We start from the raw sequence: 19,870 nt of genomic DNA on the forward strand, positions 1-19,870 counted from the left end.
AATCTCAGGGTATGAAAAAGGCTATGTCGCTATAAATCCATCAATAACGACACAGCCTGAAAAAACGTAACTAGATGAACTTATAAGCCCTGTTTTCTAGCCAGCTCTGCGTGATGCTTTTTCTCACTAAACATCACAACGATCAGTAACAGAACAGCCAAGATACTGCCGCCGATCATGACCATAAAGCCGCCGTCCCAACCGAAGTAGTCCACGGTATAACCGACGATGGCACTCGCTGCTACCGAGCCGCCCAGATAACCGAACAAGCCGGTGAAGCCCGCGGCGGTCCCTGCTGCTTTTTTCGGTGCTAATTCAAGCGCATGTAAGCCAATCAACATTACCGGGCCATAGATCAGGAAGCCGATGGTGATCATACAGGCCATATCGATACCTGGGTTACCGACCGGGTTCAGCCAGTAAATGATGGTAGCGATAGTCACCAGAGTCATAAAGAACACACCGGTAGCCCCGCGGTTACCTCTAAACACTTTGTCGGACATCCAACCGCACAACAGCGTCCCTGGAATACCAGCGTATTCATACAGGAAATAAGCCCATGAGGATTTATCCAGTGCGAAGTGTTTCACTTCTTTCAGGTAGGTCGGTGACCAGTCGAGGATGCCGTAACGCAGTAAATAAACAAAAACGTTAGCAATCGCGATATACCACAACAGTTTGTTGGGCAATATGTATTGCATGAAGATCTGTTTAGCAGTCAGTTCTTCTTCTGCTTCTTCGCTGTAGTCATCTGGATAGTCGTTTTTGTACTCTTCAATCGGGGGCAAGCCCACGGATTGAGGGGTATCACGCATCAGACCAAAGACAATCAATGCCACCAGAATGGCACCAAAAGCAGGCATGTAGAGTGCGGCTTTCCAGTCGTTAAACCACGCCATCCCCAGCAGGAACAGTAATGGTGGTAAGCCACCACCGACGTTATGGGCGCAGTTCCAGACTGACACGATACTGCCGCGTTCCTTCTTCGACCACCAGTGCACCATGGTACGGCCACATGGCGGCCAACCCATACCCTGGAACCAGCCACATAAGAACAGCAGCACGAACATCACGGCGATACTGGATGTTGCCCAAGGCACAAAGCCCATAAACAGCATCACGGCGGCGGCGAGAATCAAACCGGCAGAGAGGAATACCCGTGGGTTAGACCGGTCAGAAACCGAACCCATGATGAATTTTGAGAAACCGTAGGCAATAGAAATACCCGATAACGCGAACCCCAGATCCCCGCGAGAGAACCCTTGTTCGATCAAATACGGCATGGCGAGAGTAAAGTTTTTACGCACCAGATAGTAAGCGGCGTAACCGAAAAAGATGCCCATAAAGATTTGCCAGCGTAGGCGGCGGTAGGTGGGATCAATCTGTTCTGCTGGAAGCCGGGCCTGATGCGGCGCGGGCTTAAAAATACTCAACATGAGTGCCTCCGATGGCTTTTTTGTAGTTTTTGACCCCGGTATAGCCTGGTATCTACCCGGTAGTTAAACGGCTAACTTGCTGTCGTTTATGTTCCATAACGAGCGCCATGCTAGATAAATTCGCATAACTTATCTGTGAGTGATGGCTCATTTGTTACAGTTATATGAAAGCGGCGGCAATTTTGAGCGATTGGTTAACATTTTGAAACCCACAATGACAAATTACCTGTGACTTTGATCACAATCATGGTTTTTAAACACCACATTGCTTTCGTTTTTCGTTCGTTTTTGTTCCTTATCAAACAATAACCTTAAAGATTGTGGCCCAATAGACGCATAATTAGCCGCCAGGCGGCTGTCTGATAATGTGGGGTCCTTCATGACGAACAGTTCTCCTTACACAGAAACGGATGTCATCATCATTGGTGGTGGTGCGACCGGCGCCGGGATTGCCCGTGACTGCGCTCGCCGTGGTTTAGCCTGTACGCTCTTGGAGAGGCATGACATTGCCACTGGTGCGACTGGCCGTAACCATGGCTTGCTACACAGCGGCGCACGCTATGCGGTAACTGATGGCGAATCTGCCCGCGAATGTATTGAAGAAAACCGTATTCTGAAACGTATTGCACGCCATTGTATTGAGCAAACGGATGGCCTGTTTATCACGTTGCCGGAAGACTCGCTGGAATATCAGCAGCAATTTATCGCGCGCTGCCAGGACGCCGGTATCGAGGCCGAAGCCATTGATCCAAAGCTGGCCTTACGGCTGGAGCCGGCTGCTAATCCGACGTTGATTGCTGCCGTCCGCGTGCCAGATGGTACCGTCGATCCCTTCCGTTTAACTGCCGCGAATATGCTGGATGCGCGCGAGCACGGTGCGAATGTACTGACTTATCACGAAGTTATTGGCTTGCTACGCCACGGTGATAGGGTGAGCGGCGTGCGCGTTTTCGATCATAAGAATCAGCGCCAGTATGATATTCATGCACAAATAGTGGTCAATGCTGCGGGGATCTGGGGGCAACATATTGCTGAATATGCTGATCTTCGTATCCGCATGTTTCCGGCAAAAGGTGCTCTGTTGATCTTGGGCCATCGGATCAACAACATGGTGATCAACCGCTGTCGTAAACCGGCTGATGCTGACATTTTGGTTCCGGGCGACACCATCTCATTGATCGGGACGACCTCAACCCATATTGAATACGATCAAATCGATAATATGGTAGTAACGGCACAAGAGGTGGATACCTTAATCCGCGAAGGATCAAAACTTTCACCCCAGTTGGCGCAAACGCGCATCTTACGTGCTTACGCCGGTGTCAGGCCGCTGGTTGCCAGTGATGATGACCCGTCGGGGCGTAATGTCAGCCGTGGTATTGTGTTACTGGATCATGCTAACCGCGATGGTCTGGAAGGTTTTATCACCATTACCGGTGGCAAACTGATGACCTACCGTCTGATGGCTGAGTGGGCAACAGATAAAGTGTGTGAAAAATTAGGTATTACCGCAGCCTGTACCACCGCCCAAGCGCCACTACCCGGTTCACAGCAATCAGCGGAGCAAACTCTCAGCAAAGTCATTTCTCTGCCTGCCAGTATTCGTGGCTCAGCGGTTTATCGCCATGGGGATCGCGCGACACAACTATTGGCCGGAAACCGTCTGGATAACAGCCTGGTGTGCGAATGCGAGGCAGTGACTGCCGGCGAAGTGCGCTATGCGATTGAATCGCTATCGGTCAATAACCTACTGGATTTACGTCGTCGTACCCGTGTTGGCATGGGGACCTGTCAGGGTGAACTCTGTGCCTGCCGGGCCGCGGGTTTACTCAGCCGCTTTAAAGTGACCACGCCGCAGCAATCCCGTGAACAGCTGGTGCAATTTCTTAATGAGCGTTGGAAAGGTGTGCGCCCGATAGCTTGGGGTGATGCTTTGCGGGAGAGTGAATTTACGCATTGGGTCTATCAAGGGCTGTGTGGTCTGGATGACACCCCGTCTGCGGCCAACGTTCAGGAGAAACACGATGAAATTTGATGTCATTATCATCGGTGGTGGCTTGGCTGGTCTGGCGTGCGGTATCCGCCTGGCTGAGCAAGGCAAATATTGTGCGATTGTCAGCGCCGGGCAAAATGCGCTGCACTTTTCCTCCGGCTCTTTGGATCTATTGGCAAAATTACCGGATGGGCAGGCAGTCAGCCAGCCGTTATCCGCACTCGCGACCTTGGCTGAATTAGCGCCTGAACACCCCTATAGCAAGATGGGGCAAGTGGCACAAGTGGGTGAATTAGCACAAGAAGCTGAATCCCTGTTACAGCGGTGCGGCCTGAAATTGGTGGGCAGCGCGGCGAAGAACCATCTGCGGCTTACGCCGTTGGGCAGTTGCCGACCAACCTGGCTCAGCCCGGCGGATATCCCGGTTGCGCCATTGGAAGGCCCACTGCCGTGGCAAAAAGTCGCGGTAATTGGTATTGAAGGTTTCCTCGATTTCCAACCACAAATGGTTGCCAGCGCCTTACAAGAGCAGGGTGTTGATGCGACGCCAGATTATCTGCATTTACCGGCGCTTGATCGTCTGCGGGATAACCCTAGCGAATTTCGTGCGGTCAATATTGCTCGTGTGCTGGATTTACCAGAAAACCTGCAACCGCTGGCGGATGAGTTATCCCGTCTGTCATCAGCAGCAGAAATGATTTTACTACCAGCTTGTATCGGGCTGGATGTGTCTGCGCCACTGGAAGCATTGCGAGCCGCAGTCGGGAAACCCATTCAACTGCTGCCGACGCTACCACCGTCGTTACTTGGTATGCGATTACATCAGGCTCTGCGCCATCGCTTCCAGCAATTGGGGGGCATTATCATGCCCGGTGATGCGGTATTACGTGCTGAGCTGGTGGGGGACCGGATTACCGGGCTTTATAGCCGTAACCATGGCGATATTCCGTTGCGTGCCGCCCAGATGGTGCTGGCCAGCGGTAGCTTCTTCAGCAATGGGTTAGTGGCCACTTTTGAGCATGTTTACGAACCGATACTGGATCTGGATATTTTATCGCTACCGAACCGTGCCGACTGGAGCCGCAGCAATATGTTTGCGCCCCAGCCTTATCTGCAATTTGGGGTTAACACTGATAACCGGTTACGGGCGCTACGTGGGGGTATTGCACTGGATAATCTACATGTTATCGGTGCGGTACTGGGGGGATACGATCCGTTGCAACAAGGCTGTGGCGCAGGGGTTTCACTAACCAGCGCACTGTTTGTTGCAGAGCAGATTGTCAACGCAATGGAGGTGACATTATGACGTGGTTACCGCAGAACGGAGACAGCAACACTTTTTCTCAGAATCAACATTTGCCGCAGGATAAACACTTGGCACGGGATAACAGTTTTGAAAGTTGTATTAAGTGCACGGTTTGCACCACTTATTGCCCGGTCGCCAAGGTTAACCCGCTTTATCCGGGGCCGAAGCAGGCTGGCCCTGATGGTGAGCGCTTACGTTTGAAAGATCCGGCACTGTATGACGATGCATTGAAATATTGCACGAACTGTAAACGTTGCGAAGTGGCATGCCCGTCCGATGTTAAAATCGGCGACATCATCCAACGTGCGAAAGCCAGTTACAGCAGCAATAAACCCAAACTGCGCGATGCGATCCTCAGTCATACCGATATCATGGGCACCCTCTCAACACCGTTTGCACCGGTAGTGAATGCGGTCACCGGTTTGAAACCGGTGCGTGCCTTGTTGGATAAAGCACTGAAAATTGATCATCGGCGTGAATTACCAAAATACTCGTTTGGTACCTTTCGCCGCTGGTATCGTAAACAGGCTGAAAAACAGCAGCAATATAGCGAACAAGTGGCATTTTTCCATGGCTGCTTCGTAAATTACAATCATCCCCAGTTAGGTAAAGATTTAGTCAGTGTATTCAATGCGATGAACATTGGCGTTGAATTACTTAAACGGGAAAAATGCTGTGGCGTACCACTGATTGCTAATGGATTTATTGAGCAGGCGAAAAAACAGGCACGGGTGAATCTGGAATCACTGACTGATGCGGTTATCGGGCGGGATATCCCGGTAGTGGCAACTTCATCAAGTTGCACCTTTACCTTGCGTGATGAGTATCCACACTTGTTAGATGTTGATACTGCCCCCGTGCGCGACAAAGTGGAGTTGGCGACACGCTATCTCTACCGCTTATTGGATCAGGGCCGCGACTTACCGTTGAAAGCGCTGTTCTCGGCAAACAATACGCCGTTGCGTATTGCCTATCACACGCCTTGCCATATGGAGAAAATGGGCTGGACGGCCTATACCCTGGCTTTGCTACAGCGTATCCCCGGTATTGAGCTGGTGGTATTGGATTCGCAGTGTTGCGGGATTGCCGGAACTTATGGTTTTAAATCAGAGAACTACGCAACATCGCAAGGGATTGGTGCCTCACTGTTCCAGCAAATCGAGGAGAGTGGGGTTGATTCGGTGATTACCGATTGCGAAACCTGTAAGTGGCAGATTGAAATGTCGACCAGCAAAAAATGCGAACATCCGATCACTTTATTGGCACAGGCTTTAGCTTAATTTTGGAATAGGATAATGCAGGCAGAGCGCTGATGAGCCGCGCTCTGTTAAGGAATACTATTTTAGCTTGAGCGTGCTAATAATCGATTCAGCTTCAGTCTGAGCTTGCTGCTGATTATCTGCGGGCAGCGTAATTTGTATTGTCATCAAATGGTTATCGACTTTACCCATCAACACGGACGAATAGGCTTTCTGGCCGCCACTGGTAATAATGCTATCTAACTGCTGGAACGGTTGTCCGTCAATTTTAATGGCTTTATTGGTGACGACTTGCAGGTTAGCATCACGGGCGCGTTGCTGGTCTGCTAAACGCGTTGTCAGCACTTCCAGTTCTTCATTGGTGTTATCACCTAAAATCACGATAACTGCTTTATCGCCGGTTTTATTGGCGTAAACGTGCATGTTATTCGCTTGATTGCCCATCTTTCCGCTTTGATCAGACAAGTCTGCCGGCAAGCTGAAGGCCACTTTGCCTTCCAGCAGGCTGACCGGTTGGCCCACGTTACTATTGCTGTTGCCATCACAAGCACTTAATCCTGCAACCAACAGACCGACAGCAAGAAATTTGGTTATTTTATGCATGGGAATCCCTTTATTGATGATTAATATCCCCTTGTTACTTGAACTTACAGGGGGTTAGTGACACCCCTGCAACGCCAACTAATCTGGGTATAGCCTTATCGCACCTTATTCAGACGCTAAAAGCAATCTATTGTTCAGTGGCAGTAGCCTGCTTTAGTGCTTGCTGTTCGGTTTGTCGGGCAAAATATTTCAGCAATACATTGAGCATCACGCCATAGGCGGGAAGGAAGAACAACATGCAGATCAGCAGCTTAAAGCTATAATCCACCAAAGCGATTTCTACCCAGTTTGCAGCCATAAATGGGTCAGTACTGCGATAGAACGCAATAAAGAAGAACGCCATGGTGTCACTGATATTGCCAAAGAACATGGCAGCAGTAGGGGCAACCCACCAGGCACTGCGCTGACGCAGGCGGTTAAATACCTGAACATCCAGAATCTGGCCGAGTACATAGGCCATAAAGCTGGCAATCGCGATACGGGCTACCACCAAATTAAAGCTGGTTAATGCCGGTAACCCCTGCCAACTCCCCTGATAAAACAGGGCTGAAATCAGATATGAAATCAGCAACGCTGGCACCATAACCGACAGAATGATCCGGCGCGCCAAAGGAGCACCAAAAATCCGCACAGTCAGGTCAGTGGCAAGGAAGATAAACGGAAAAGTAAAAGCGCCCCAGGTGGTATGAAAACCGAAGATAGCGATCGGTAATTGCACCAGGTAGTTGCTGGAGGTAATGATGACAATATGGAATAGCGACAGCCATACCAAAGCGGTCATCCGCTGTTGGGCAGTAAACGAAAACATAAATGTGACCTTTTTGGTTATTGGGGTGAGGGAACCCAAACAGAATGTGCCGCAATTTCTGCGACGCGGCGGCATAATACGCGTTTGCGCAACGAATGCAATGGCTAATTTTAACGCAAACGTTAGCGTCGCTTGCGCCTAAAAATCGACGGGGTAAACTATCCGCCTTCGCACACAGGCTTATATTTTATCTTTATACTGCTAGCAAACCCATAACGACCAACAAGAGACTCACCATGACCGATATTTTTGCCAATCCAGACAAAACACTTGATGCACTGGGCCTGCGCTGCCCTGAGCCGGTGATGATGGTGCGAAAAACGGTCCGGCACATGGAAGATGGCCAAACTCTACTGATTATTGCTGACGACCCTGCCACCACCCGCGATATTCCTGGTTTTTGCCGTTTTATGGACCATCAGTTGTTGGCACAAGATACCGGGCAGACGCCGTATCGGTATTTGGTCAAGAAAGGGGCAAAAGCGCAGTAACACCCGCCTCTGCCCCAATTATCAGAACCGATGCTTGATTCAAACATCCCGCTTGCGCAGTAGCCGTAACGCATTGGCTGTTACTAAGGCGGTAGCACCGGAATCTGCTAATACTGCCAACCAGAGACCGGTTAACCCCAGTAGTGTGGTAACCAGGAAGATTCCCTTTAGGCCCAGTGCGATAGTAATGTTCTGGCGGATATTGGCGTTGGCCGCCCGTGATAACAGAATAATTTCTGCTAATCCGGTTAACCGGTTGTGGGTCAACGCGGCATCGGCTGTTTCCAATGCCACATCGGTGCCACTGCCCATGGCAATACCAATACTGGCTGCTTTCATCGCCGGAGCATCATTGATGCCATCACCGACCATCACCGTAGGTTGTGCCGCATTCAATGCCATAACCGCTTGCACTTTATCGGCGGGTAGTAATCCGGCGCGGTAATCAATCCCCAATTCACCGGCAATTGCCGCTGCGGCTCGTGGATTATCGCCAGTGAGCATCACCCCCTGAATACCTAACTTCTTCAGCGCATCAATGGCTTGTCTGGCATCAGTTCGTAACGTGTCACGTAATGCCAATAAACCAATTAGCGTTTCATCTTCCAGCACGGCGACGGCTGTTTTACCGCTGCTTTCCAACTGGTCGAGCTGTGTTTGCCACTCAGCAGTCAATAACTGTGGGGGCAACTTACTGGGGGCGCTGACGCGCACCGTCAGACCATTAACCACACCTTCAACGCCCACCCCCGCCAGAGCTCGACGCTCACTCGCCAGTGGCAATATTGGGGTGTTTTGCTGTGCGCGTTGCATAATAGCTATCGCTAACGGATGGTGGGAACCAGCTTCAACGGCGGCGGCCAATGCTAACAGGCGGGTTTCACTCACACCGGATATAGGCAGAATATCGGTAACTTTAGGTTTGCCCTCGGTCAGGGTGCCGGTTTTGTCAAAGGCAACCGTTTGAATTCGGCCCAACTGCTCCAGTGCTGCTCCCCCTTTGATCAATGCACCACGGCGGGTTGCCGCCGCTAATGCAGATGTAATTGCCGCAGGTGTGGAGATAACCAACGCACATGGGCAACCTATCAGTAATAGTGTCAGGCCGCGGTACAGCCAGGTTTCCCAAGGTTCGGCGAAAGCCAAAGGCGGTACTAACATGACCAGCGCTGAAAGCAGCATGATCGCTGGCGTATAAATACGACTGAAGCGGTCAATGAAACGCTCAATGGGTGCACGGCGTTCTTCTGCTAATTCAATTAGTTGCAGAATACGGTCAATAGCATTATTGCCCGGTTCTGAGATAACTCGCATTTCAGTGGCGCGATCGACCGATAAGCTCCCGGCCGCAACTTTTTCGCCTTGCTGACGCTCAACAGGGATAGATTCTCCGGTGAGGGCGCTTTCATCGAAACTGGCAAAAGGGGTCATTAATTCGGCATCTGCGGGTAAGCGGCCACCGGGCGAGATTTCGATGATATCGCCGGGGCGCAAACTGGCGACAGGAACCTGCCTACGCTCACCGTCTTTTAACAACAGTGCCTCTTCTGGTACCAGTGCCATCAGGGCAGTTACCCCACGGCGTGCACGGTTTGCGGCATAAGATTCGAGCAGTTCGCCGACCATAAACAGCAGTAATACCATGGCCGCTTCAGCGGTTGCGCCAATAAACATCGCCCCGATAGCTGCCACGCTCATCAAGGTTTCAATGGCGAAGGGAGTCCCAGAGCGGATAAGCTTCCAGGCTTTGGCGGTGATCGGGATCAGCCCGACAATGGTGGTTGCAGTGAAGGCAAACTCACTTAGTTCAAGGCTGAATAACGAGATCCCCCAACTGATAAGCATCAGTGTGGTTAATAATGCGATAGGTAAGTATTCGCGCAGGCGTGATTCTGGCGCGGCGGCTTTACTTCCTGCGCTTGATTGGGTATCGACCAGAGTGAATCCAGCCTGAGTGACTGCATTCACGACTTGAGGGCGAATATCTGTGCGTGCATCAACCACTAATTTTTCTGTGGCAAAGAGGACTTTTACATTTTCAATCCCGACCAGATTACTGACGGCATTTTCAATTTTTCGGGCACAGCTTGGGCAGTCCATCCCTTTGACCTGCCAACTGAAGCGCTGGCTATCTGAAGGTATCGCTGGCGCGAGTATGTCACTTTCGTCATCACCCTCATCACTTTGGCCCTGACTACAGCAACCCCCATCATTATGTGAGTGTTCACTCACTGAGTCTGGGCTGTCATTGCTGGCACTGGTTGTTTTCTGGCTGCTGCAACCGGTTTGTTGTTTGGCATGAGTGTGACCACAGCCACAGTTGTTGTGTGTATCCGTTGGATGCTGATGTTCAGAATGTGAATGCATGGTGCCTCCTGGAAAGCATGTAACAGGTATTGCAGCACTCTACACCTTGGAGTCAACTCCAGAGTCAAGAGGGAAATGAGAGTAATTGCTAAATGGGATTTTTGCTACATGGCAGGGTATGACTAAAGTGAGCGTATCCAGCGCATTGAAATGCGTGCCCCTTCGGTGGAGCACGCAGCTCAAACGGCTAAAAACGTATTGCGGTACTGATTTAATTACAAATACAGCGACCGGACAATCAGGAAATGCCCGACAAAGTAGCAGCCAGCGACAATTGCATCTGAAGCCCGGAATGAAAAACGATAGCGATTCAGTAGCCAAATGCTATGCGAAACCAGCAGTAACACGGTACCCGCCAGCAGAGAGAAGCTTAAATCTGTACTGCGGGCAAAGTATTGCTCGCCCGCCATCCAGACCATCAGTAACGTCATGCCAACGAAAGCGATCACTGGCCAGCGCATATCTTCCAGCCGTGTCCAGATAGTAGCTATCAGTAATGCGCCAATCACGATCAAAACCAACGGAAGAGGCCAGAACAGCGTGAATGTCATCTGGCTGGCAAAACTGATGGTATAGAGTAAATGGGAAAGGAAGAATGCGCCCAGAGCATAAAGTAAGCGCTCACTGGGTAGCAGTAATAATGCATCAGCTACCAGAGTCGCAAGTAAGCCCAAGACAATGAGATAGCCGACAGGACCAAGAATAGGTGCTTGCCAGGCAAGTAACAGTAAAAGTAACAGGGTGACAGGTTTGAATACCCAACGCTGCCAGCGTGGGCCTCGGTAAGTTGCATCAACAAACAACCAACCAGAAAAAAATACGGCAAGGAATGGCCAGCTCATTATTTATCCTTTTTTCTATGCAGGTTTCAGTGAAAGTACCTGTGTTGTAATGATAATCCGTAATGCTAATGACTCCGAGTATACATTCATCAAGTGTAAGGGATGGAAGCCAAGAGCGATAGCGACGCTATTGTGATTTGCATGATTTGTGCCACTTAATGCGTAACAGTCCGCATAATCAGATTTAGCGGCACCATCCGCCAGCGGAGATCTTGGTGTTGTTTGGTCCACATGTTATGTTAAGGCCAATTTCCTTTCGCTAAATCAAGGGATAGAGGCAGTAGCGCCATGGCCAATGAACAATTGCTTTATCGTATTCAATTTATAAATAACGGTAAGAATTATCAGCTCTATGTCCGTGAGGTAGGCCCGAGTAACTTGTTTGGGTTTATTGAAATTGCTGATTTTGTCTTTGATAGTCAATCAACATTGCTGGTGGACCCTTCAACTGAAAAACTGAAAACAGAATTTTCAGGTGTTAACCGCAGCTATATTCCTCTTCATTCGGTGATTCGTATCGATGCCGTAACGGAAAAGGGCAGCGCTCGGATCTCTGAATTGGGCAGTAATGTGATGAGTTTCCCCTATCTGCCGGGCAATAAGTCCTGATGGATAGTGTATGAATAAACCTCCGTTATTATTGATTGCTGTGGTGGTACTGATAGCCGTATTGGCGACCCGTCAGTATTGGCAAAAAAAACGGCAGGATACAGAAAATGACCGAGCGCTGGTGCGCAGTTTACACGTTGAAGTCATTAATAAACGAGAAGTATTAGCGCCCAATCGTCGCTCACGGCAGCGCGAAGAAATTGTTGCAGAAGAAAAACGCTATGAAGTTACTTTCCAGCCGCTTATCAGTAGTATTGAGGTGAAAAGTAACCGTGAAATCAAAATGATACTGCCACAGCAGGCGTATAATACTATTGTACAAGGCGCACAGGGAACGTTACGTTTACAAGGCTCCCGCTATATTGGTTTTACCCCGACGTCAGTCCCCGACTAAATCTGTCGCCAAATAAGTCAGCCTGCAATCAACAATTTGCCGCTACAACCAAGGTATATCCAATAGACTTGAAGTTGCAGGCGGCAGATAAGTTTATTTTTTAGGCAGTGATGGTTGCTTCTTTTGCCAGGCCAGTAATTCAAAGACACCGAACACAAAGATTTTAAGTTGCTGTAAGCCACTGATCGGTTGATCTTTAGGTTGTGTGGATTTGAGTAGAACCAGTTGCAAACCATGCATCAAAACCATAAATATCATGGCGACATTAATAAAGTATCTCAATGGTTTAGGGAAGGGTTGGAACAGGTTTAGCAGTAAGAAAAACCATACCCCTAACATCAATAACCGGCCGAGATTAATCCACATGGTGTTGCTCCAGTTCTTCCGCTGATACAGCGTGTTGGTGAGTCTGTTCATTACGAATATAGAGACGATAGGCCACTTGACCGGCAATTTTCTCGCGATGTAACTGCCAACTGCCGGGAACATCCGCAGCGGCACTTTCAGCCTCTGCTTCAACGTAAATCCAAGCCTGTTCTGCCAGCCAGTTATATTGCTCCAGCAGTGTGATGGTTTCAGCTAACAAGCCTTTACGGAAAGGGGGATCAAGGAATACCAGATCAAAAGGCTGCCCCGGTTGAGCCAGCCACTGCAAAGAATTGGTATTCACTACTTGACCATTCTCGGCACTCAATAATGCCAGATTGCTGCCAAGTTGCTTGGCGACATGCCGATCGGCTTCTAATAATATGGCTGCACCGGCATAACGGGATAGCGCTTCCAGCCCCAATGCGCCGCTGCCCGCAAAGCAATCCAGACACCGGGCACCCTGAATCATCGGTGCCAGCCAGTTAAACAGTGTCTCTCTGACCCGGTCAGTGGTTGGGCGTAGCCCTGGGCTATCAGGCACGGGCAATTTACGGCCTCGCCATTTGCCACCAATGATGCGGATCTGCCCCGCTGCCTGATGTGCTGCCGGTTTTGCGCTAGGCCGTTGGGTTGTCGATCGTGTTGTAGGTCGTTTTGCCATAGATTGCTTTGCTTGAAAGTTGAGTCAGTATTGCAGCGCTGAATAAAAGAGTTAATCGCTATTCTACCTACGACTGCTGTGTGGGGGAAACGTTAAACCTTTGTTGACTGAATTCACAATAGAAACCAGCATCGTGCGCGTGTTGCTGTTCAGGGGAAAGTGATAGACTTGCAAACTATTATCTTATTTATGCAAACCCGAAGTCATAAGGGTAAAGCCATGATTAAACCGCGAGGAGTGTAGTCGCAAATGGCAAAAGAAAAAAAACGTGGTTTTTTTTCCTGGCTGGGCCTTGGCCGTCAGAATGAAGAACAACCAACAGAGCCATTGGCTACTGAAAAAGAAGGTGTTGCTGAGCATGCTGAAGAGCAAGCCATCAGTGAGAAACAGATTGAGATAGCATCTGAGCATCCGCCTGTTGAGCTAGAAGAGCATGTCACTGCCGCACCGGGTGAATGGGATAGCGCCGTTGTCAGTGAAGCCGCGGCTGAAATTCTGCCTGAGCTGGATGTAGACCCTACAGCGCAAGGAGTTGAGGAACCGATAGATTTCTCTTCTGATCCTCAGTATTTACAACATCATTTCTCACAACATGAGAATGAAGACGATAATGTTGCTCAATGGGATGAAGGCACCGTCAGTGCGCCAGAACTGCCATTGACAGAAGATAACCTGGTTCTCGATGTCTCTGCGCCACAAGCTATTGTGGAAGAACCGTGGGTCGAGGTTAGCGGCGAAACAGCAGTAATTGAAGAAGAATTTGAGTCACAAACAGAGCTTGAAGCGGTAAACGAAATTGTGCCGGTAGCGGTTCAGGAACAAGAACGCCCAACCAAAGAAGGTTTTTTTGCTCGTTTAAAACGCAGCTTACTTAAAACCAAGCAGAATCTTGGCTCCGGTTTTATGGGGCTGTTCAGTGGTAAGAAAATCGACGACGATCTGTTTGAAGAATTAGAAGAACAGCTCCTGATCGCCGACGTTGGCGTCGAAACTACCCGTAAAATTATTACCTCTCTAACCGAACATGCCAGTCGTAAGCAGCTAAAAGATGCCGAAGCGTTATATGGCAAGCTTAAAGAGGAAATGTCTGAAATTCTGTCTAAAGTAGACAAGCCATTGGATGTCAGTGGCAAAAATCCCTTTGTTATCCTAATGGTTGGCGTTAATGGTGTGGGGAAAACTACCACCATCGGGAAACTGGCACGCCAATTCCAGGCTGAAGGTAAATCTGTCATGCTGGCGGCGGGTGATACTTTCCGCGCGGCTGCGGTAGAACAACTGCAAGTTTGGGGGGATCGTAACAAGATTGCCGTGGTGGCACAGCATACCGGTGCAGACTCTGCTTCGGTGATTTTCGATGCTATTCAGGCAGCGAAAGCCCGAGGTATTGATGTGCTGCTGGCGGACACTGCCGGGCGTTTACAAAATAAAGCCCACCTGATGGAAGAGTTGAAGAAGATTGTCCGAGTGATGAAAAAGCTGGACGGCGACGCCCCCCATGAGGTTATGCTGACGTTAGATGCCAGTACCGGACAAAATGCGGTGAGTCAGGCGAAACTGTTTAATGAAGCAGTCGGTCTGACCGGAATTACCCTGACTAAACTGGATGGTACCGCCAAGGGCGGGGTGATTTTTGCCATCGCAGATCAGTTCGGAATCCCAATCCGTTATATCGGTGTTGGGGAAGGTATAGAAGATTTGCGGCCATTTAAGGCTGACGATTTTATTGAGGCTCTTTTTGCCCGAGAGGACTAATACGGATGATTCGCTTTGAACAGGTCAGTAAAGCTTATCTGGGCGGACGACAGGCGCTCCAAGGGGTCGATTTTCATCTGCGCCCAGCGGAAATGGCGTTTCTGACCGGCCATTCCGGTGCAGGGAAAAGCACCCTGCTGAAACTGATTTGTGGTATCGAGCGCCCCAGTGCCGGTCATATATGGTTTGGTGGTCACGATATCAGTCGCTTGAAAAACCGAGAAGTACCTTTCCTGCGTCGCCAGATCGGGATGATCTTCCAGGATCATCACCTGTTGTTGGACAGAACGGTATATGACAATGTCGCTATGCCATTGATTATTGCTGGTGCCAGCACTGAAGATATTCGCCGCAGAGTATCCGCAGCACTGGATAAAGTAGGGTTGTTGGATAAGGCGAAAAACTTCCCAATTCAACTTTCCGGCGGTGAGCAACAGCGTGTAGGCATTGCTCGGGCGGTAGTGAATAAACCGGCAGTATTACTGGCTGATGAACCGACGGGTAACCTGGACGATGCATTATCCGAAGGTATTTTGCGTTTGTTTGAAGAATTTAACCGTGTGGGCGTTACCGTGTTGATGGCAACCCACGATACGTCGTTGATTGCCCGGCGGCGCTACCCGATTCTGACATTGAGTCAGGGGCGGATGTTAGGAGCGCATCATGGCGAATAACGCACAGAAAGCAAAAACCAAAGCGCTAAAAGGCGGTTGGCGTGAACAGTGGCGCTATTCGTGGGTTAATGCCATTGCCGATATGATGCGCCAACCACTGGCGACACTGTTAACGGTGATGGTGATTGCCATTTCGTTAACACTGCCAAGCGTATGCTATATCGTGTGGAAGAACGTCAGTCAGGCGGCAGATCAATGGTATCCAACCCCACAACTGACGGTCTATTTAGATAAAGCACTGGACGATAACGCAGCTGAGAACGTGGTGACTACGCTGAAAGCGGAAGCAGGTGTGGAGAAGGTTAATTATCTGTCGCGGGAAGAAGCGATGGGTGAGTTCCGCAACTGGTCCGGTTTTGGTGGAGCGCTGGATATGCTGGAAGAAAATCCGCTGCCCGCAGTTGCCATTATCACCCCTAAATTGGATTTCCAAAGCTCAGGGACGCTGGATACCCTGCGTGATCGGGTTAGTAAGGTGGAAGGGGTGGCTGAAGTCCGCATGGATGATAGCTGGTTTGCCCGTTTGGCCGCGCTGACAGGCCTGGTCGGGCAGGTCGCGGCCATGATTGGTGTTTTGATGGTGGTTGCCGTGTTCCTGGTAATTGGTAACAGTGTGCGTCTGAGTATCTTTAGCCGCCGCGATACTATCAATGTTATGAAGTTGATTGGTGCAACGGATGGGTTCATTCTGCGACCGTTCCTGAACGGCGGGGCAATGCTGGGATTTGGTGGTGCGGTGTTATCTCTGATCCTATCAGAAGGGCTGGTATGGAAGCTTGGCTCGGTGGTTACGCAGGTGGCAGCGGTGTTCGGTACCCAATTTACCTTACATGGCTTGAGCTGGGATGAGTGCCTGTTGCTGGTATTGATCTCTGCCATGATCGGCTGGATTGCAGCGTGGCTGGCAACGGTCCAACATTTACGTCGATTTACACCGCAGTAAAGAATGTTTGTTATACTCTTTCCCTGCGGTGTTGAACTAAAGCAGGGAAAGAGGTGTTTGCTGTAGTGAATTCCATCTACACTTCCTGATCCGCTTGACCGGTTATCTGCTAAGATCCAGAGTCAAAAAGTGTGATCTGGTATGAACTTTTACGGCAATAACCAGTCCAATAACACAGTGAAATGATAATGTGCCCAGCGCTTGAATCTGTTTAAGCAGATGCTAAAATATCTGCGCTGAGACAAAACTGCACTAAACATGCAATGAGAGGGTTTTGAATGACCAAAGAAATGCAAACTTTAGCCTTAGTACCCCAAGGTAGTCTGGAAGCCTATATTCGGGCCGCCAACGCCTATCCGATGCTGACCGCAGAGGAAGAACGGGAGCTGGCTGAACGGCTGCATTACCAGGGCGATCTGGGAGCGGCTAAACAGCTTATCCTGTCTCACCTGCGCTTTGTCGCTCATGTTGCCCGCAACTATTCCGGGTATGGTTTGCCGCAGGCTGACCTTATTCAGGAAGGTAATATTGGCTTGATGAAAGCAGTTCGCCGTTTTAACCCTGAAGTCGGGGTACGTCTGGTGTCCTTTGCGGTACATTGGATCAAAGCAGAAATTCACGAATATGTTCTGCGTAACTGGCGAATTGTCAAAGTCGCAACCACCAAAGCTCAGCGTAAATTGTTCTTCAACCTGCGTAAAACCAAGCAGCGTCTGGGTTGGTTTAATCAGGATGAAGTCGAGCTGGTTGCCAAAGAACTGGGTGTGACCAGTAAAGATGTTCGCGAGATGGAATCACGCATGTCCGCACAGGATATGACATTTGATCCATCTCCAGATGACGAAGCACGTGATGGCCAATCTATGGCGCCGGTCCTGTATTTACAGGATAAAACCTCTGATTTTGCTGATGGCATTGAAGAGGATAACTGGGATAACCATGCGGCAGATAAACTGTCTTATGCGTTGGAAGGATTGGACGAGCGGAGCCAGCATATTATTCGCGCCCGTTGGTTGGACGATGACAACAAGTCAACGTTACAGGAGCTGGCCGATCAGTACGGTGTATCTGCTGAACGTGTGCGTCAGCTTGAAAAGAACGCGATGAAAAAATTACGCATGGCGATTGAAGCCTAATACCCAAAACCATTAGCATTGCAGTTAAACACTACTGCGATGTTAGCTATAAACGGGATATGGCGTAACATGAAGGGCGATATTATTTATTAATGTCGCCCTTTTGCTTTTTTGGCACTCTCCATCAACAAAATTTATTTAGCAAAACCCGTTTTATCTAGCAAAATCAAATGAGCTGAGATCGCTATTTTATTGATACTGGCTATTTGTGCCAGCCTTGTGTGCCACGGCTAAAACCACAGGCGTGCATAAAACCATCCATCGCCTCATGTTGTTCGGCTATAACCTGCTCATCCTTAAGTTGCCAGTGCTGTACTGTCGGTAACTGACGCTGCGTTTCTTCAATCAAATATAATCCCACGCCACGGCGACGAGTCACCTCTCTGACATACAAATCCTGAAACTCAGCCTGCTGACCATTCACCGTGATTTTGACTGCACCTAATAGACGCTCGTTAAAACGCGCGCCAAACAGCGGCTTACCATCGTTAATCCACTGCTGCCAGAGCGTTGGCTGTTGTTCAGGCCAGATCTTCGCTAAATCGATAAGATCCTGATGAGTAAGGGTTGTTAATCGTTCAATAGTCAGTTTCATCGTCGAGAGACCACAAAAAAGTAAGGGTAATGGGGCTGTGGTTTATTGTACTAGATCACAGACCAGAGCGTTGTGTAAGTTTTTCTGTACGTTCACGGCGGAAAATGTTTTTTCGCTACTGCATTTTCCGAGTTTTACCGGAGTAAAAGATCACATAACCAGCACAACCCACTATCATTTGAGTAAAACCCATTCAATTTAATCCTAATTTTATGCTGTTTACACCGCTTGTTTCTGCTTGTCTTAGTTGATTTACAGCATAAAACTCCTGTTTAATGACATGAAAAATAAAGTCTTATTAGAAAAATCTATTACTTTTGAGACTAAATCATTATTACTTATGAATAAAACGTTACATTCGATAAAACGTTAAGACCGACACAACAAGCACGTTCACAATGACAGATGGGGAATTCGCGGATGAAATTAACAAAAGGTAAAGTGTTGCTGGCTGGGTGTATAGCAATGGCGATGAGCCACTCTGTACTGGCTAAAGACATTAAAGTCGCCATTGTTGGCGCGATGTCAGGCCCGGTTGCCCAATATGGTGACATGGAATTTACCGGCGCACGTCAGGCTATTGCTGATATCAATGCCAAAGGTGGAATCAAAGGCGATAAACTGGTTGGCGTGGAATACGATGATGCCTGCGACCCGAAACAAGCTGTCGCCGTTGCCAACAAAGTCATTAACGACGGTATTCGTTATGTTATCGGCCATCTGTGCTCTTCTTCAACTCAGCCTGCCTCAGACATTTATGAAGATGAAGGCGTGATTATGATCACTCCTGCTGCAACCAATGCCGATCTGACCACGCGTGGTTATAAAATGATCATGCGCACCACCGGTTTGGATTCTGATCAAGGCCCAACCGCTGCCAAATATATCATTGAGACTATTAAGCCTAAACGTATTGCAGTGGTACATGATAAGCAGCAGTACGGTGAAGGCTTGGCGCGTTCTGTACGTGACAGCTTGAAAAAGCAAGGTACCGAAGTGGTGCTGTTTGAAGGCGTGACCGCGGGTGATAAAGATTTCTCTACGTTGGTGGCTCGTCTGAAGAAAGAGAATGTCGATTTCGTCTACTTTGGTGGTTACTACCCAGAGATGGGTCAGATCCTGCGTCAGGCGAAGCAAGCAGGTCTGACAGCTCGCTTTATGGGGCCAGAGGGTGTTGGTAACTCCTCACTATCTAATATCGCTGGTGACGCTTCTGAAGGCATGCTGGTGACATTACCGAAACGTTATGATCAGGTGCCAACTAACCAGCCTATTGTTGATGCGCTGAAAGCGAAGAAACTTGACCCAACCGGTCCGTTTGTTTGGACAACCTATGCTGCATTGCAATCGCTAACCACGGCAATGGAACGTAGCGGCAGCCAAGAGCCGGCTGATTTGGTCAAAGATCTGAAAACTGGTAAGCCGGTTGAAACAGTGATGGGGCCATTGAGTTGGGATGAAAAAGGCGATTTGAAAGGGTTTGAATTCGGTATTTTTGAATGGCACGCAGATGGTTCGTCAACTGCGGTCAAATAACAATAATATTAGAATCATCAAGTTGTAGGGTTGCTCCCGCAGCAACCCGGCCCCTTTTACCAACTGCATCCCCCCATGTTTCGGGGGGATTTT

General features: G+C 49.2%; 19 protein-coding genes. 11 read left to right on the plus strand and 8 right to left on the minus strand.

All coding sequences use genetic code 11. The annotated features are described in order from the left end of the window. Window positions 1-80: 80 nt before the first annotated feature. Window positions 81-1,436: a glycerol-3-phosphate transporter gene (gene glpT, locus V1952_RS02120; RefSeq protein ID WP_005187993.1), complete on the minus strand. Its 1,356-nt coding sequence runs from the start codon at window positions 1,434-1,436 to the stop codon at window positions 81-83. Between the two features lie 379 nt (window positions 1,437-1,815). Between glpT and glpA the strand changes: the two genes are divergently transcribed. Genes glpA through glpC form a run of 3 tightly spaced genes read left to right on the plus strand, consistent with a single transcriptional unit; the run spans window position 1,816 to window position 6,015 of the window. Beyond that, window positions 1,816-3,471, plus strand: coding sequence for an anaerobic glycerol-3-phosphate dehydrogenase subunit A (gene glpA / locus V1952_RS02125; RefSeq protein ID WP_372560059.1), 1,656 nt, complete (start codon window positions 1,816-1,818; stop codon window positions 3,469-3,471). After that, window positions 3,461-4,735, plus strand: a complete 1,275-nt coding sequence (gene glpB / locus V1952_RS02130) for a glycerol-3-phosphate dehydrogenase subunit GlpB (protein WP_372560058.1) — start codon at window positions 3,461-3,463, stop codon at window positions 4,733-4,735. Before glpA ends, glpB begins: the two co-directional genes overlap by 11 nt. Then, window positions 4,732-6,015 carry an anaerobic glycerol-3-phosphate dehydrogenase subunit GlpC gene (gene glpC / locus V1952_RS02135; RefSeq protein WP_420074258.1) on the plus strand — a complete coding sequence of 428 codons (1,284 nt, stop codon included), beginning with the start codon at window positions 4,732-4,734 and terminating at the stop codon, window positions 6,013-6,015. The genes glpB and glpC overlap by 4 nt, the downstream gene beginning before the upstream one ends. A 57-nt stretch (window positions 6,016-6,072) precedes the next feature. On the opposite strand, the gene V1952_RS02140 is transcribed toward glpC, so the two are convergent. Continuing rightward, the gene (locus V1952_RS02140) at window positions 6,073-6,597 is read right to left on the minus strand and encodes a DcrB family lipoprotein (RefSeq protein ID WP_083161941.1); all 525 of its coding nucleotides are present in this window, start codon (window positions 6,595-6,597) and stop codon (window positions 6,073-6,075) included. Window positions 6,598-6,724: 127 nt separating this feature from the next. Next, a complete protein-coding gene (locus V1952_RS02145) occupies window positions 6,725-7,405 on the minus strand; it encodes a 7-cyano-7-deazaguanine/7-aminomethyl-7-deazaguanine transporter (RefSeq protein ID WP_372560056.1) in 681 nt (226 codons plus the stop codon). Window positions 7,406-7,641: 236 nt separating this feature from the next. On the opposite strand from V1952_RS02145, the gene tusA reads away from it, so the two are divergent. After that, entirely contained in the window at window positions 7,642-7,896 is a 255-nt protein-coding gene (gene tusA, locus V1952_RS02150; protein ID WP_372560055.1) for a sulfurtransferase TusA, read from the plus strand. Window positions 7,897-7,935: 39 nt separating this feature from the next. Here the strand turns inward: tusA and V1952_RS02155 are convergent, their stop codons facing one another. Continuing rightward, window positions 7,936-10,263 (minus strand): zinc/cadmium/mercury/lead-transporting ATPase, encoded by a 2,328-nt coding sequence (locus V1952_RS02155; RefSeq protein WP_372560054.1) that lies wholly within the window; start codon window positions 10,261-10,263, stop codon window positions 7,936-7,938. Window positions 10,264-10,478: 215 nt separating this feature from the next. Continuing rightward, window positions 10,479-11,105, minus strand: coding sequence for a lysoplasmalogenase (locus V1952_RS02160; RefSeq protein WP_083161950.1), 627 nt, complete (start codon window positions 11,103-11,105; stop codon window positions 10,479-10,481). 288 nt (window positions 11,106-11,393) lie between these two features. On the opposite strand from V1952_RS02160, the gene V1952_RS02165 reads away from it, so the two are divergent. Further along, a complete protein-coding gene (locus tag V1952_RS02165; RefSeq protein ID WP_083161953.1) occupies window positions 11,394-11,714 on the plus strand; it encodes a DUF1820 family protein in 321 nt (106 codons plus the stop codon). A 10-nt stretch (window positions 11,715-11,724) separates the two neighbouring features. Then, entirely contained in the window at window positions 11,725-12,108 is a 384-nt protein-coding gene (locus V1952_RS02170) for a DUF2500 domain-containing protein (protein WP_372560053.1), read from the plus strand. A gap of 93 nt (window positions 12,109-12,201) precedes the next feature. Here the strand turns inward: V1952_RS02170 and V1952_RS02175 are convergent, their stop codons facing one another. Together V1952_RS02175 and rsmD are read right to left on the minus strand one after the other, a co-directional pair. Further along, the gene (locus V1952_RS02175) at window positions 12,202-12,474 is read right to left on the minus strand and encodes a DUF1145 family protein (RefSeq protein WP_032906890.1); all 273 of its coding nucleotides are present in this window, start codon (window positions 12,472-12,474) and stop codon (window positions 12,202-12,204) included. Beyond that, window positions 12,464-13,138, minus strand: a complete 675-nt coding sequence (gene rsmD / locus V1952_RS02180) for a 16S rRNA (guanine(966)-N(2))-methyltransferase (protein WP_372560052.1) — start codon at window positions 13,136-13,138, stop codon at window positions 12,464-12,466. Before rsmD ends, V1952_RS02175 begins: the two co-directional genes overlap by 11 nt. A 249-nt stretch (window positions 13,139-13,387) precedes the next feature. Between rsmD and ftsY the strand changes: the two genes are divergently transcribed. From ftsY to rpoH, 4 genes are all read left to right on the plus strand, one after another. Then, complete coding sequence (gene ftsY / locus V1952_RS02185; protein WP_372560051.1) at window positions 13,388-14,893, plus strand: signal recognition particle-docking protein FtsY; 1,506 nt, start codon at window positions 13,388-13,390, stop codon at window positions 14,891-14,893. A gap of 5 nt (window positions 14,894-14,898) precedes the next feature. Next, window positions 14,899-15,567: a cell division ATP-binding protein FtsE gene (gene ftsE / locus V1952_RS02190; protein ID WP_019213191.1), complete on the plus strand. Its 669-nt coding sequence runs from the start codon at window positions 14,899-14,901 to the stop codon at window positions 15,565-15,567. Further along, the gene (gene ftsX, locus V1952_RS02195; RefSeq protein WP_083161961.1) at window positions 15,557-16,510 is read left to right on the plus strand and encodes a permease-like cell division protein FtsX; all 954 of its coding nucleotides are present in this window, start codon (window positions 15,557-15,559) and stop codon (window positions 16,508-16,510) included. The genes ftsE and ftsX overlap by 11 nt, the downstream gene beginning before the upstream one ends. Before the next feature lie 278 nt (window positions 16,511-16,788). Further along, window positions 16,789-17,646 (plus strand): RNA polymerase sigma factor RpoH, encoded by an 858-nt coding sequence (gene rpoH, locus V1952_RS02200; protein ID WP_004391342.1) that lies wholly within the window; start codon window positions 16,789-16,791, stop codon window positions 17,644-17,646. A gap of 202 nt (window positions 17,647-17,848) precedes the next feature. On the opposite strand, the gene panM is transcribed toward rpoH, so the two are convergent. Continuing rightward, window positions 17,849-18,241 (minus strand): aspartate 1-decarboxylase autocleavage activator PanM, encoded by a 393-nt coding sequence (gene panM, locus V1952_RS02205; RefSeq protein ID WP_083161963.1) that lies wholly within the window; start codon window positions 18,239-18,241, stop codon window positions 17,849-17,851. Between the two features lie 420 nt (window positions 18,242-18,661). Here panM and V1952_RS02210 point away from each other — a divergent pair, with 420 nt between their 5' ends. Beyond that, window positions 18,662-19,777: a branched-chain amino acid ABC transporter substrate-binding protein gene (locus V1952_RS02210; protein WP_083161965.1), complete on the plus strand. Its 1,116-nt coding sequence runs from the start codon at window positions 18,662-18,664 to the stop codon at window positions 19,775-19,777. The last annotated feature ends 93 nt before the right edge of the window (window positions 19,778-19,870 follow it).

This window comes from Yersinia sp. 2542 StPb PI, from assembly GCF_048593855.1.
In the GTDB taxonomy this organism is placed as follows: domain Bacteria; phylum Pseudomonadota; class Gammaproteobacteria; order Enterobacterales; family Enterobacteriaceae; genus Yersinia; species Yersinia enterocolitica_E.

Coding starts and splice junctions, on each gene's coding strand:
- glpT (WP_005187993.1), bottom strand. CDS start 1,436: ATGTTGAGTATTTTTAAGCCCGCGCCGCATCAGGCCCGGCTTCCAGCA.
- rsmD (WP_372560052.1), bottom strand. CDS start 13,138: ATGGCAAAACGACCTACAACACGATCGACAACCCAACGGCCTAGCGCA.
- glpB (WP_372560058.1), top strand. CDS start 3,461: ATGAAATTTGATGTCATTATCATCGGTGGTGGCTTGGCTGGTCTGGCG.
- glpA (WP_372560059.1), top strand. CDS start 1,816: ATGACGAACAGTTCTCCTTACACAGAAACGGATGTCATCATCATTGGT.
- V1952_RS02165 (WP_083161953.1), top strand. CDS start 11,394: ATGGCCAATGAACAATTGCTTTATCGTATTCAATTTATAAATAACGGT.
- glpC (WP_420074258.1), top strand. CDS start 4,732: ATGACGTGGTTACCGCAGAACGGAGACAGCAACACTTTTTCTCAGAAT.
- V1952_RS02160 (WP_083161950.1), bottom strand. CDS start 11,105: ATGAGCTGGCCATTCCTTGCCGTATTTTTTTCTGGTTGGTTGTTTGTT.
- panM (WP_083161963.1), bottom strand. CDS start 18,241: ATGAAACTGACTATTGAACGATTAACAACCCTTACTCATCAGGATCTT.
- ftsX (WP_083161961.1), top strand. CDS start 15,557: ATGGCGAATAACGCACAGAAAGCAAAAACCAAAGCGCTAAAAGGCGGT.
- V1952_RS02140 (WP_083161941.1), bottom strand. CDS start 6,597: ATGCATAAAATAACCAAATTTCTTGCTGTCGGTCTGTTGGTTGCAGGA.
- ftsY (WP_372560051.1), top strand. CDS start 13,388: ATGGCAAAAGAAAAAAAACGTGGTTTTTTTTCCTGGCTGGGCCTTGGC.
- V1952_RS02170 (WP_372560053.1), top strand. CDS start 11,725: ATGAATAAACCTCCGTTATTATTGATTGCTGTGGTGGTACTGATAGCC.
- ftsE (WP_019213191.1), top strand. CDS start 14,899: ATGATTCGCTTTGAACAGGTCAGTAAAGCTTATCTGGGCGGACGACAG.
- tusA (WP_372560055.1), top strand. CDS start 7,642: ATGACCGATATTTTTGCCAATCCAGACAAAACACTTGATGCACTGGGC.
- V1952_RS02175 (WP_032906890.1), bottom strand. CDS start 12,474: ATGTGGATTAATCTCGGCCGGTTATTGATGTTAGGGGTATGGTTTTTC.
- V1952_RS02155 (WP_372560054.1), bottom strand. CDS start 10,263: ATGCATTCACATTCTGAACATCAGCATCCAACGGATACACACAACAAC.
- V1952_RS02210 (WP_083161965.1), top strand. CDS start 18,662: ATGAAATTAACAAAAGGTAAAGTGTTGCTGGCTGGGTGTATAGCAATG.
- rpoH (WP_004391342.1), top strand. CDS start 16,789: ATGACCAAAGAAATGCAAACTTTAGCCTTAGTACCCCAAGGTAGTCTG.
- V1952_RS02145 (WP_372560056.1), bottom strand. CDS start 7,405: ATGTTTTCGTTTACTGCCCAACAGCGGATGACCGCTTTGGTATGGCTG.